Origin of the sequence: Nocardia implantans (assembly GCF_035544775.1) — a bacterium.
Taxonomy (GTDB): Bacteria; Actinomycetota; Actinomycetes; order Mycobacteriales; family Mycobacteriaceae; genus Nocardia; species Nocardia implantans.
In genome coordinates this window covers 327,973-340,452 of sequence record NZ_JAYKYQ010000005.1, presented here as the reverse complement: position 1 = coordinate 340,452, position 12,480 = coordinate 327,973, and the positions used below count along the sequence as shown (strand labels likewise).

At 68.6% G+C, this 12,480-nt stretch carries 13 protein-coding genes; 2 read left to right on the top strand and 11 right to left on the bottom strand.

Features of this window, described 5'->3' with window-relative positions; genetic code table 11:
- Position 1 precedes the first annotated feature (1 nt).
- From tatC to dop, 11 genes are all read right to left on the bottom strand, one after another.
- On the bottom strand, positions 2–955 hold the full coding sequence (gene tatC, locus U3653_RS14810; protein ID WP_195080031.1) for a twin-arginine translocase subunit TatC: 954 nt from the start codon (positions 953–955) through the stop codon (positions 2–4).
- Between the two features lie 98 nt (positions 956–1,053).
- Complete coding sequence (gene tatA / locus U3653_RS14805) at positions 1,054–1,314, bottom strand: Sec-independent protein translocase subunit TatA (RefSeq protein ID WP_195080032.1); 261 nt, start codon at positions 1,312–1,314, stop codon at positions 1,054–1,056.
- Between the two features lie 64 nt (positions 1,315–1,378).
- Positions 1,379–2,428: a 2-dehydropantoate 2-reductase gene (locus U3653_RS14800; protein WP_195080033.1), complete on the bottom strand. Its 1,050-nt coding sequence runs from the start codon at positions 2,426–2,428 to the stop codon at positions 1,379–1,381.
- Positions 2,429–2,450: 22 nt separating this feature from the next.
- Positions 2,451–3,428 carry a helix-turn-helix transcriptional regulator gene (locus tag U3653_RS14795; RefSeq protein ID WP_195080034.1) on the bottom strand — a complete coding sequence of 326 codons (978 nt, stop codon included), beginning with the start codon at positions 3,426–3,428 and terminating at the stop codon, positions 2,451–2,453.
- Entirely contained in the window at positions 3,425–4,420 is a 996-nt protein-coding gene (locus tag U3653_RS14790) for a helix-turn-helix transcriptional regulator (RefSeq protein ID WP_195080035.1), read from the bottom strand. Before U3653_RS14790 ends, U3653_RS14795 begins: the two co-directional genes overlap by 4 nt.
- 398 nt (positions 4,421–4,818) lie before the next feature.
- Positions 4,819–5,115: an MTH1187 family thiamine-binding protein gene (locus tag U3653_RS14785; RefSeq protein ID WP_195080298.1), complete on the bottom strand. Its 297-nt coding sequence runs from the start codon at positions 5,113–5,115 to the stop codon at positions 4,819–4,821.
- A 165-nt stretch (positions 5,116–5,280) separates the two neighbouring features.
- Positions 5,281–6,639: a Pup--protein ligase gene (gene pafA, locus U3653_RS14780; protein WP_174186519.1), complete on the bottom strand. Its 1,359-nt coding sequence runs from the start codon at positions 6,637–6,639 to the stop codon at positions 5,281–5,283.
- 230 nt (positions 6,640–6,869) lie between these two features.
- Positions 6,870–7,670, bottom strand: a complete 801-nt coding sequence (prcA, locus tag U3653_RS14775; protein WP_195080036.1) for a proteasome subunit alpha — start codon at positions 7,668–7,670, stop codon at positions 6,870–6,872.
- Between the two features lie 2 nt (positions 7,671–7,672).
- On the bottom strand, positions 7,673–8,527 hold the full coding sequence (gene prcB / locus U3653_RS14770; protein ID WP_195080037.1) for a proteasome subunit beta: 855 nt from the start codon (positions 8,525–8,527) through the stop codon (positions 7,673–7,675).
- The gene (locus U3653_RS14765) at positions 8,524–8,718 is read right to left on the bottom strand and encodes a ubiquitin-like protein Pup (protein WP_014986166.1); all 195 of its coding nucleotides are present in this window, start codon (positions 8,716–8,718) and stop codon (positions 8,524–8,526) included. The genes prcB and U3653_RS14765 overlap by 4 nt, the downstream gene beginning before the upstream one ends.
- 274 nt (positions 8,719–8,992) lie before the next feature.
- Positions 8,993–10,492, bottom strand: coding sequence for a depupylase/deamidase Dop (gene dop, locus U3653_RS14760; RefSeq protein ID WP_195080038.1), 1,500 nt, complete (start codon positions 10,490–10,492; stop codon positions 8,993–8,995).
- A gap of 121 nt (positions 10,493–10,613) precedes the next feature.
- On the opposite strand from dop, the gene U3653_RS14755 reads away from it, so the two are divergent.
- The gene (locus U3653_RS14755; protein ID WP_195080039.1) at positions 10,614–11,825 is read left to right on the top strand and encodes a DUF418 domain-containing protein; all 1,212 of its coding nucleotides are present in this window, start codon (positions 10,614–10,616) and stop codon (positions 11,823–11,825) included.
- Positions 11,826–11,925: 100 nt separating this feature from the next.
- On the top strand, positions 11,926–12,465 hold the full coding sequence (locus U3653_RS14750) for an NUDIX hydrolase (protein ID WP_323124002.1): 540 nt from the start codon (positions 11,926–11,928) through the stop codon (positions 12,463–12,465).
- Positions 12,466–12,480 lie beyond the last annotated feature (15 nt).

Sequence of the window (12,480 nt, the reverse complement as noted above, 5' to 3'; positions counted from 1 at the left end):
GTCAGAGCGTATCGGAGTAGTCCGACACCGGTCGTGTGGATTTCTCCGCGGGCGTACCGATCGACCCCGCCGGATCGATCGGCTCCGGTGCGCCGAGTTCGGAGGCCTCCTCGTCCGACAGCGCGGCCAGATCCTCGCGCTCCTTGCGCGCCCTGCGCAGGTCGTTGACGCGGGAGAACTGGATCGCCACCTCGAACAACACCGTCAGCGCCAAGGCCAGCGCCAGCATCGAGAACGGATCCTGCGGCGTCACGATCGCCGCGAACACGAACAAGCCGAAGGTGATCCCCCGCCGCCACGCCTTGAGGCGCTCGTAGGTCAGGACGCCCACCAGGTTCAGCCCGACGATCAGCAACGGCGTCTCGAAGCTGACCCCGAAGATGATCAGCAACTGAATGATGAACGAGAAGTACTGCGACCCGCTCAGCGCCGTGATCTGCACGTTGTCGCCGATGGTGAGCAAGAAGCTCAACGCGTGCGCGATCACCACATAGGCCAGCACCGCTCCCGCGGCGAACAACACCGTGCCCGAGGACACGAACCCGATCGCGTACTTGCGTTCCTTCGCGTACAGCCCGGGGGTGATGAACGCCCACAATTGATACAGCCAGATCGGCGCCGCCAGCACCACGCCCGCGGTCAAGCCGACCTTCAATCGCAGCGTGAACTGCTCGAACGGCGCGGTCGCGAGCAGACGGCATTCGCCGTCCGGGGTCAGCGACGCACGGGCCGACGAGGGCAGCGAGCAATACGGCCCGCGCAGGATCTCACCGAGGCTCTCGATCCCCAGGAACCCGTGCGCGTACCACAGGAACCCCAGCACCGTCGTCGCGATCACCGCCGCGATCGACACCAGCAACCGGTACCGCAGCTCCTGCAGATGCTCGACCAACGACATGGTGCCGTCGGGATTGGTCCTGCGCTTACTGCGCCGCGGATCGAACGGGATTCGCATGGTTGGTGATCGCCCCTGGGGTCACGTGCCTCGCACGGCTCGGCAACAGCACTGAGTCCGGAGTGAGCTGTTCCTCACTCCGGCGCGAGCGGCTCCGCTCAGACCGACTTCTGCTCGGTGCGGGACTCGGTGGCCTGCGGCGTCGACTGCTGTGCGGCGGGCAACTGCGGCGCGGGCTGCTGAGCCTGCGCGCCGCCCGCGGGCGCGTTGCTCTCGTTCTGCATCTGACTGACTTCGCTCTTGAAGATGCGCAACGACCGGCCCAAGCTGCGGGCCGCGTCGGGCATCCGCTTCGCGCCGAAGAACATCACGAAGACCACCGCAATGATCAGCCAGTGCCAGATGCTCAGACTGCCCATGATCTACCTCCCAAGACTGTGATGTTTCGATGCTACCGGAGGGTGACGTGCGCGAACGCCGCCGTCACCGCTCGTTCGTCCCGCGTTCGGGCCCGCCGCCCGCCGTGGCGGTCCGCAACTGGCCGAGCAGCTCCCCTCCGCTCCACACGCGCCTGCCGCCAAGCTCGGCCGCGACGATCAATTCGGTCAGCCGCTGATTCACCGGCGTCGGCATCCCGACCATCGCGCCCAGTTCGACGATTTCCCCGCACAGCCAGGAGATTTCGGTCTTTCGGCCCAGTTCGAGGTCGTCGGCCATGGACGAACGCGCCACCGGATCGATCGCCAGCACCTGGCCGGCTACCCGCCGGAACAAGCCGTCGGGCACAGTCAGCAGCGCCGCCATCACCCGAGGCGGCAGCGGCGTCAGCCGGGCGGGGCGAATTCGCGCCTTGTTCATCACCGCGAGCGCTTCGCGCTGGGTCAGCGCGAGACAGCGGCGGTAGTCCCGGTCGGCGAGTTCCTCCCGCAGCGGGAGCCCCGACAGCGCGTTGATCGGGTTGTTGAGGTTCAGCAGCAGCTTCGCCCACTGCACCGGGCGCAGGTCGGGGTACCGGCGCAAGCCGAGCCGCGCTCGCTCGAACACGTCGAGGAACGGCGCCAGGGCCGGATCGTCCTGTACCGCGAGACCGCCTTCGGTGCCCCGATGGAAATGCCCGCCGGGGTGGTGCACGACGTTGAACATCACCATTCCGGCCAGCACCACGCAGTGCGGCAGGATCTCCCGGATCACCGAGTCGTTGCCGATGCCGTTCTGCAGGCTGAGCACCACGGTGCCGGGCCGGATCTTGCCCGCCAGCTCGCGCACCGCCTCCGCCGTCGCCGCCGATTTCACCGTGACCAGCACCAGGTCCGCCGAGCCGGCGTCGTCGGGTTCGGTCGCGCGATGGAATCGGTCCGGCGGCAGCGCCTCGTCACCGCCGTCGAGGTCGGTGAGCCGGAGCCCGGACGCGCCGACCTCGTCCAGCACCCGCTTGCGGCCGACCAGGGTGACCTCCGCGCCCGCCACGCCGAGCTTGCCGCCGACGAAATTGCCGATGCTGCCCGCGCCCACCACCAGCACACGACTGTTCATGCCGGGAGGGCCTGTGCCTTCCTCATCCGGCCTCCGGATATCCGGCTTCCTCGTAGGCGGCCAGCGCGGCGTTCGACCGCTCGCGCACCGCCGCCACCAGCTCCGGCGGGCCGAGGACGGTGACGCCTGCGCCGAAACCGAGCAGCAGGCGGGCCATCCAGTCCAACGTGGCGAACCGCATGGTCGCCTCCAGGCTGCCGTCGGGATGCACCGCCAGCCGGTGCATCGGATACTGATCCAGAACCCACGCGTAGTCGGCGTGAATCCGCAAACGCGCCAGAGGAACCGCCGGATCGTCCTGGAACAGGTCCAGGCCCGCCGTCGCGTCGGTGGCGTGCACGGGCGGCCGGGCCGGCTCCGCCAGTTCGGTCGCGGCCTCGATCCGGTCGAAGCGGAACAGCCGCACTCCCTCGGCCTGTCGGCACCAGGCCTGCAGATAGCTGTTGTCGTCCACGAGGACGATGCGGATCGGATCGACGATGCGTTCGGACACCACGTCACGACTGGCGGAGTAGTACACCAGCCGCAGCGCCCGGGCCAGCGCCAGCGCCGACCGCACGGCGGCCACCGCGGGCGCTTCCTGCGGCGGGGTGCGGGACCTCCCGTTCCCGGCGGATTCCGCGCCGCCCGCGATCGCCGCTTCGATCTTCGCGATGGCCGCGTGGGCCGCGGTCGGGTCGACCATGCCGGGCATGTCGACGATCGAGCGCAACGCCACCAGCAGGGCGGTCGCCTCGGTGGAGGTCAGTCGCAGCGGACGATCGATGCCCGCGGAGAAGGTGACCTCGATGCTCTCCTCGGAAAACGACAAGTCGATCAGGTCACCCGGGCCGTACCCGGGCAGTCCGCACATCCACAGCTGATTGAGATCGCTCATCAACTGCTTGGTGGTCACGCCCAGATCGGCGGCGGCCTCGGCGGCGCTGATGCCCGGGTGGGCGATGAAGTACGGGATCATGTTCAGCAACCGGGACAGCCGGACCGACAGCCGTGAACTCATGCCCGCACCTCCGTGCGGTCGAAGACCGAACGCAGCCGCGCGATGACATCGGCACGCAGCGACTCGGGGGCGAGCACCACGGCGTCCGGGCCCAGCCCGGTGATCAGCCGGGCCACCCAATCCCGGGATCGCACCGGAAGCTCGACCACGGTGCCCGCACGGCCACCGACGACGCGCTCCCCGGTCACCTGGCCGAGCCTGCGGATCTCCCGTCCGCGCCCTTCGGCCACCCACACCGTTGCCGTGCCGCTGACCGGCGCGGTGCTGGTGACCTGGTCGACGATGGCGCGCAGATCGAGATCCTCCGGCTTGTGGACGGCGTTGCGCGGGCCGTACGGAGTGACATCGTCGCCGATGCGCGACAGCCGGAAGCTGCGCACCGCGTCCCGGTCCCGGTCGTGCCCGACGAGGTACCAGCGGCCGTGATGGGTGACGACGCCCCAGGGTTCGACGTCGCGCATCAGATAGGGGGCGTTGATCGCGCCGCGGTGCTCGAACCGCACCGCCTGGCCCGCGTCGATCGCGGCGAGGAGTTTGCCGAGCACGGGTTCCGAGCCGCGAGCGCGGGCCGGAACCGCGGGCACCGATGCCACGGCGGCGTCGGTTTCCACGTGCACGCCCGCCGCGCGCAGCTTGAGCAGCGCGCCTTCCGCGGCGGCGGCCAATTCCGGCGATTCCCACATCTGCACGGCCACCGCGACGGCGGCGGCCTCCTGGTCGGTCAGGTCGATGTCGGGTAGCTCGTAGGCGTCGCGGTTGATCCGGTAACCCTCCACCGTCGAGTACCGGCTCACCGGACCGACCTCCAGCGGGATGCCCAGATCACGCAGTTCGTTCTTGTCCCGCTCGAACATGCGGCTGAAGGCCTCGTCGCTGGCGGAGTCCTCGTAGCCGGCCACGCTCTCCCGGATCCGCTCGGCGGTCAGGAACTGCCGGGTCGACAGCAGCGCGATGACCAGATTCATCAGCCGCTCGACCTTGGATATCGCCACCCGATAGAGGGTAATCTGCGCGGCCAGGCTGTGTTGTTTTGGCCGCGACTTCGTCGCGGCGTGTTCGCGGCCCCTTTATGGCTCGCGTGTGCGCGACCGCCGCTTGCTCCTTCGTCGCGTACGCGGCGACCGCGCACACGCGAGCCGGGCCGCGAACGGAACAGGCTCGGTCTCGCTTCGCTCGAAAGGCGTAGTCGAGGTGCGTTGGGCACGCTGGAAGATGCATGTCCCGACTTCGGCGTTTGCCCCTCGGGCAATCGTTTCGGCTGGAATACGACTTCGCGGTGGCGGCCTTGGCCTTGGATTCGCGTCCGAGGAGCGGACCGGGCGCGGCAGCGACAAGGGTCGGTACCGCGCTGCGGAGGTGGACCATCGGCTCGGCTGGAACGCGCGGGTCCTCAGCCTTCGGCCAGGTAGCGCTCCACTTTCTCCACCTTGGCGGTCATCGCGTCCGTCACGCCGGGGCGGATGTCGGCCTTCAGCACCAGGCTGCAGCGCGGCGCGACGGCGAGGATGGCGTCGGTCGCCTGTTTCACCACGGCCATCACCTCGTCCCATTCGCCCTCGATGGTGGTGAACATGGCGTCGGTGCGATTGGGCAGTCCACTGGCACGCACCACGCGGACCGCCTCCGCGACGGCGCGCCCGACGTCGACGCCGGTCCCGAGCGGTGTGACGGAGAAGGCGATGATCATGTCTCGATCATGCACGCAGGCGCAACCTCAGGCACCGAAGCCCCAGCGCACCCCAACGACGACCTTCGAGCGAAGCGAGACCGAGCATCCGCCGTTCCCGGCCCGGCGCCGCGCACACGCGAGCCACAAGAGGGCCGCGACACCCAGCGCCGCAGGCGCTGGGGATTACATCGACGCGATCAGGCGATCGACGCGCTCGTCGACCGAGCGGAACGGATCCTTGCACAGCACGGTGCGCTGCGCCTGGTCGTTCAGCTTCAGGTGCACCCAGTCGACGGTGAAGTCGCGGCCGGCCTCCTGGGCGGCGGTGATGAAGTCACCGCGCAGCTTCGCCCTGGTGGTCTGCGGCGGGGTGTCGACGGCGGCGTCCACGGCCTCGTCCTCGGTGACGCGCTTGGCCAGGCCCTTGCGCTGCAGCAGGTCGAAGACGCCGCGTCCGCGCTTGATGTCGTGATAGGCCAGATCCAGCTGGGCGATCTTGGGATCGGACAGTTCCATGCCGTAGCGGTCCTGGTAGCGCTGGAACAGCTTGCGCTTGATCACCCAGTCGATCTCGGTGTCGACCTTCGCGAAGTCCTGCGCCTCGACCGCGTCCAAGGTGCGGCCCCACAGGTCCACCACCTGGTCGATCTGCGGATCGCGGTCCCGATTGCGCAGGTGCTCCACGGCGCGGGCGTAGTACTCGCGCTGGATGTCCAGGGCGCTGGCCTGCCGGCCGCCCGCCAGGCGCACCGGACGACGACCGGTCAGGTCGTGGCTGACCTCGCGGATCGCGCGGATCGGATTGTCCAGCGCGAAGTCGCGGAACGAGACGCCCGCCTCGATCATCTCCAGCACCAGGGCGGCCGTGCCGACCTTGAGCATGGTGGTGGTCTCGGACATGTTCGAGTCGCCGACGATCACGTGCAGGCGGCGGTACTTCTCCGCGTCGGCGTGTGGCTCGTCGCGGGTGTTGATGATCGGCCGCGAGCGCGTGGTCGCCGAGGAGACGCCCTCCCAGATGTGCTCGGCACGCTGCGACAGGCAGAAGGTGGCGGCCTTCGGGGTCTGCAGCACCTTGCCCGCGCCGCAGATCAGCTGGCGGGTGACCAGGAACGGCAGCAGCACGTCGGAGATCCGGGAGAACTCCCCCGCCCGCACCACCAGGAAGTTCTCGTGGCAGCCGTAGGAGTTGCCCGCGGAGTCGGTGTTGTTCTTGAACAGGTAGATGTCGCCGCCGATGCCTTCTTCGGCCAGACGCTGCTCGGCGTCGATCAGCAACTCTTCGAGGACCCGCTCGCCCGCACGGTCGTGGGTCACCAATTGCGCCAGGTTGTCGCATTCCGCGGTCGCGTACTCCGGATGCGACCCGACGTCGAGGTAGAGCCGGGCACCGTTGCGGAGGAACACGTTCGAGCTACGGCCCCAGGACACCACCCGGCGGAACAGATACCGGGCCACCTCGTCGGGGGACAGTCGACGGTGACCGTGGAAGGTGCATGTCACACCGAACTCGGTCTCGATCCCCATAATTCGTCGCTGCACACCATCGACATTACAGCCATGTCGGCGTGTTGCGTGGGGCACCGAACAACCCGGATGCATACGTCTTCACAACGATTTGGCCCGCTTTGTCGGAATTCGGCCGGGTGGAACGCCGGTTTCACCGGAGGATGCACGGTTCGGTCCGGTACCGGACATGTCGATACGGCCCGCGAACCTGCCGTGGTTCGCGGGCCGTCGAACTCGTCGCCGCTGGGATCACTCCCGCCGGATCACTCCGCTGACGGAGTCTCCTTCGCCGACGGCTTGTCCTGCTCCGACTCGGAGCCGGACTGGTCCGCAGCGGGCTGCTCGGCGGCTTCCGCCGGGTTCAGCAAACGCTCCAGCGCCGCGTTGGGCACCCGCCGGAACGCCCGGCGTGGACGCGCCTGCTCCAAGGTCGCGACCTCGAGCGAGCTCACACCCAGCACCCGCTTCTCCTTCTCCGCGCCTTCCGGGACGCCCGCTTGCAGCGCGCGCACCGCGACGCCGACCGCCGACGCCAGGTCGAGGCCCGGTTGGTAGGACGACTTCAACGCGGTGACGATCGGCTCGGTCGTGCCGCCCATCACCACGAACTCCCGCTCGTCCACGATCGACCCGTCGAAGGTGATCCGGTACAGCACCGATTGCGCGGCCTGTTCCGGATAACCGACCTCCGCCACACAGATCTCCACCTCGTAGGGCTTGAGCTGATCGGTGAAGATCGTGCCGAGAGTCTGCGCGTAGGCGTTGGCCAACGCGCGGCCGGTGACATCGCGGCGGTCGTACTGATACCCCCGGATGTCGGCCTGCAGGATGCCGCCCCTGCGCAGATTCTCGAACTCGTTGTACTTCCCGACCGCGGCGAACCCGATGCGGTCGTAGAGTTCACTCACCTTGTGCAGCGTCGCGGAGGGGTTCTCGGCGACGAACAGCACACCCTTGTCATACGTCAAGACCACGACGCTGCGCCCCCGAGCGATGCCCTTGCGCGCGAGCTCGGTCTTGTCGCGCATGATCTGCTCGGCCGACGCGTAGTACGGCAACGTCATGATCAGGCGCTCCCTTCTTCGGCGGCCTCGCGGTCGGCGACGATGCCGCGGGTGATCTCCGCCAGCCGCGACTCGGCCACCTCGACCGCACCCTCCTCGTCGATCACGATCGCCGTCGGGAAGATGCCGCGCACCAGATCCGGGCCACCCGTCGCGGTGTCGTCGTCGGCCGCGTCGAACAGCGACTCGACGGCGATGCGCAACGCGCGGTCCTGATCGAGTCCCTTGGCGTACAGCTTCTTCAGCGAAGACTTCGCGAACATCGAGCCGGAACCGACCGCGGCGTACCCGAAACGCTCCTCGCTGCGTCCACCCACCACATCGAACGAAACGATGCGGCCCGCCTTGTCCGGATCGGTGGCGTCCAGATCGTAGCCGACCAGCATCGGCACCACCGCCAGACCCTGCAGGGCCGCGGGCAGATTCTCGCGCACCATCTTCGACAGCTTGTTGGCCTTGCCGTCGAAGGTCAGCGGCACGCCCTCCAACTTCTCGTAGTGCTCCAGCTCCACCGCGAAGATCCGCACCATCTCCACCGCCATACCCGCGGTGCCTGCGATGCCTGCCGCGGAATAGCTGTCGGTGATGTACACCTTCTCGATATCCCGGCTGGCCAGCAGGTTCCCCTGCGTGGCGCGCCGGTCGCCGGCGATCAGCACACCGCCGCGATAACTCACCGCGACGATGGTGGTGCCGTGCGGAGCGATCTCCTTCGCGGAAGTGCCGCCGGGGATTCCGGCGGCACCCTGGGCGAACCTGTTGCCTGGCAACAGATCCGGTGCATGCATACGGAGATAGTCGGAGAAGGAAGAAAGGGCGTACCCCAGGTGGAGACGCGAGGGGTCACCGACTGTCACTGGCCACCTTTCTGCACGTACGCGCGGACGAAGTCCTCGGCGTTCTCCTCGAGCACGTCATCGATCTCGTCGAGCAGGTCGTCGGTTTCCTCCGCCAGCTTCTCGCGGCGCTCCTGACCGGCGGCGTCTACACCGTCGGGGCCCTCGTCCTCGTCGCCACCCCCGGCGCGCTTGGTCTGCTCTTGTGCCATGGCAGCCGACCTCCTCTGTCCTCATCATGACCGGAACACATGGTGAGCACGATCCCGATCATGAGCATTGTCCGTGCTCGTCCCTCAACACTACCTACCAGCACCGACAGCGTGCCTATTTTGTGTGCGGTGTTGGTTCGGCAGCGCCTTCGGCGCTGTGTCGATTTTGCAGCGACTGCGGCGCCGAGTGTTCGCGGCCCCCTTGTGGCTCGAGCCGCGAACGGACAATGCCCGATCTCGCTTCGCTCGAAACCCGCGGTGGTGCCCGTGTGGTTTACGTCGTCAGCTGCTCCACCAGGTCGGCGGCGGTGGTCACCCCGTCGAGGAGTTTGCCGACGTGGGCCTTGGTGCCGCGGCGCGGTTCCAGGGTGGGGATGCGGACCAGGGAGTCGCCGCCCAGGTCGAAGATCACCGAGTCCCAGCTGGCCGCCGCGATGTCGGCGCCGAAGCGGCGCAGGCACTCGCCGCGGAAGTAGGCGCGGGTGTCGGTGGGCGGATTGGTCATGGCGTCGAGGACCTGCTGCTCGGTGATCAGCCGCTTCATCGAGCCGCGCGCGACCAGGCGGTTGTAGAGACCCTTGTCCAAGCGCACGTCGGAGTACTGCAGGTCCATCAGGTGCAGCTTGGGGGCCGCCCAGCCGAGGCCCTCGCGGCTGCGCATGCCCTCGAGCAGGCGCAGCTTGGCGGGCCAGTCGAGCAGGTTCGCGCACTCCATCGGGTCGCGTTCGAGCAGGTCGAGCACCATGGCCCAGTTCTCGATGATGTCCTGCACGCGCTTGTCGTCGTTGCCGGTGCGGTCGACGAACTTGATCACCCGGTCCAGGTACACACGCTGCAACGCGAGGCCGGTGAGTTCGCGGCCGTCGGCGAGCGCGACGGTCGCCCGCAGCGTGGGGTCGTGGCTGATCGTGTGCACCGCGGTGACCGGGCGCGCCAGCTGCAGATCCGACAGGTCCTCGCCCGCTTCGATCAGGTCGAGGACCAGGGCGGTGGTGCCGACCTTCAGGTAGGTCGACATCTCGGCCAGGTTGGCGTCGCCGATGATGACGTGCAGCCTGCGGTACTTGTCGGCGTCGGCGTGCGGCTCGTCGCGGGTGTTGATGATGCCCCGCTTGAGCGTGGTCTCCAGGCCGACTTCGACCTCGATGTAGTCCGAGCGCTGGGACAGCTGGAAGCCGGCGTGGTCGCCGGACTGGCCGATGCCGACCCGGCCGGACCCGCACACCACCTGGCGGGACACGAAGAACGGCGTGAGCCCGACGATGATCTGGTTGAACGGCGTGTCCCGGCTCATCAGGTAGTTCTCGTGGGTGCCGTAGGAGGCGCCCTTGCCGTCCACGTTGTTCTTGTACAGCTGCAGCCGCGGGGCCCCCGGCACGCTGGAGGCGTGCCGCGCGGCGGCCTCCATCACCCGCTCGCCCGCCTTGTCCCAGATCACCGCGTCCAGCGGGTCGGTGACCTCGGGCGCGGAGTACTCCGGGTGGGCGTGGTCGACGTAGAGCCGGGCGCCGTTGGTGAGGATCATGTTCGCCGCGCCCACCTCGTCGGCGTCGATCACCGGCGCGGGCCCGTTCATCCGGCTCAGGTCGAATCCGCGCGCGTCGCGCAGCGGCGACTCCACCTCGTAGTCCCATCGGGTGCGCTTGGCGCGCGGCACGCCCTCGGCCGCGGCGTAGGCCAGGACCGCCTGGGTCGAGGTGAGGATCGGGTTGGCCGACGGCTCGGTCGGGGTCGAGATGCCGTATTCGACCTCTATTCCGATGATGCGCTGCATGGCATCGAGCCTAGGTCACGCACCCGGCCGGACCCGCCGCGACCGGCGGAGTCCAATGTCATACCGCAGGTGGTACTTCCGGAGGACTCGTCGCGGCGCAGGTCGGCGCGATAGTCGGGACATGTCCGAGTCGACCGCAGCCCGCCCCGTCGAGACCACCGAGCAGCGCCGTCCGCCGCTCGAGCCGCCGCAGGAACCCGCCCGGCTCGTCGCGTTGGACGTGCTGCGCGGGATCGCGATCCTCGGCACGCTCGCCACCAACATCTGGATCGTCACCAACCCGGAGGGGCTGATCGGCTATCTGCACGATCTGGGTGCGCCGGCCGGTGGATGGACCTGGACCGAGCGCGTGCTCCAGCAGCTGGCGCAGGGCAAGTTCCTCGGGCTGCTCACCATCATGTTCGGCATCGGCCTCGCCATCCAGCAACGCTCGGCCGGCAAGGCAGGGCGCCGCTGGCCGGGGAAGTATCCCTGGCGCGCGGGACTGCTGTTTCTGGACGGTCTGGTCAATTTCGTCTTCGTCGCCGAGTTCGACGTCCTGATGGGTTACGCGGTGACCGGGCTCGTGGTCGCGTTCGTGCTCGCCACCGGTGAGCGGGCGCGGCGGCGCTGGCTGGTCGGCGCGGCGGCCGTGCACGTGGCGCTGCTGACGCTGATCGCGCTCGCTCTGGCGTTCGCGCCGCGACAGGGTGCTGCGGCGCGTCGTGCGCTGGACCCGAATCCCTATGCCGACGGCTCGTTCTGGGAGCTGGCGCTGTTCCGCCTCGGCAACGCCGGGCTGTTCCGGGCGGAGACGATCTTCGTCTTCGCGATGTCGGTCGCGCTGTTCCTGACCGGCGCGCGGCTGTTCCGGGCGGGTGTGTTCGCCCCGGATGGCGCGCGGCTGCGCAAGCGGCTGATGGTCCTCGGCTTCGGGATAGCCGCGCCGATCGACCTCGGCGTCGGGATCCTGGGCGGTGGCGACCTCATCCTGTTCACCCGGTACGGCAGCGCCCCGTTCGTCGCGCTCGGCATTCTGGCCGCGGTCGCCGAGTGGTACCTGCGACGCCCCCGCCCCGGTTTCGCCGGGCGGCGTTTCGCCGAGATCGGCCGCACCGCGCTCAGCTGCTACATCCTGCAGAACCTGGTGGCATCGATGCTCTGCTACGGCTGGGGTTTCGGACTCGCCACGCGCGTCTCGGCCGACGACCGCGTCCCGTTCACCATCGGTGTCTACGTGCTGGTGGCGCTGATCATCGCGTCCGGAGCGCACCTGTGGCTGCGACGCTTCGAGCGGGGACCGGTGGAGTGGTTCTGGAACGTGAGTTACCGGGCGCTGGCCAGGGAACGCTGAACACGGGGATGCGGACAGGCCGATTCCCTTGCGGCCCTGCACTAGTCGCAGCCGCGGCGATCCGGCGGACACGTCGCTCGGCGACCGCTACCGTCGTGCTGTGACGCTCGCCGATCGCTACCCCTTGCTGCACACACCGGCCCACTGGGCGTGGGGCGACCTGGATGTGCGGTTCTCCACCACGCTCCCGTCCGACGAACTGGTCACCAATATCCACGTCGTCTGTTTCGTCGGCGACGAGATCGTGCTGTGCCGTGACGACCGCGATGTCTGGCTGATCCCTGGCGGCACCAGGGAACGCGGCGAGTCGATCGACGCGTGCGTGCGCCGCGAACTGCGGGAGGAGGCGGGAGCACGCCCGGTGGGGCCGATCCGATGGATCGGCGCGCATCACGCGACGAGCAACAGGTGCGCACCGCGTCGCGAGTGGCAGCCGCATCCGCACAAGGCGTGGCTGTGGTGCACCGCGGATGTGGTGCTCGACTCCGACCCGACCAATCCGGACGACGCCGAGCAGATCCTCGAGGTGCGTACCTTCCCCTTGGCCGAAGCGACGCGGCGGGCCGGATCGGACGGCGCGTACCTGAGCGAACTCGTGGCATTGGCCGTCGAACTCCACCGGCCCGGCCATCGCGAGTGATCTCGGCCTCCGGCC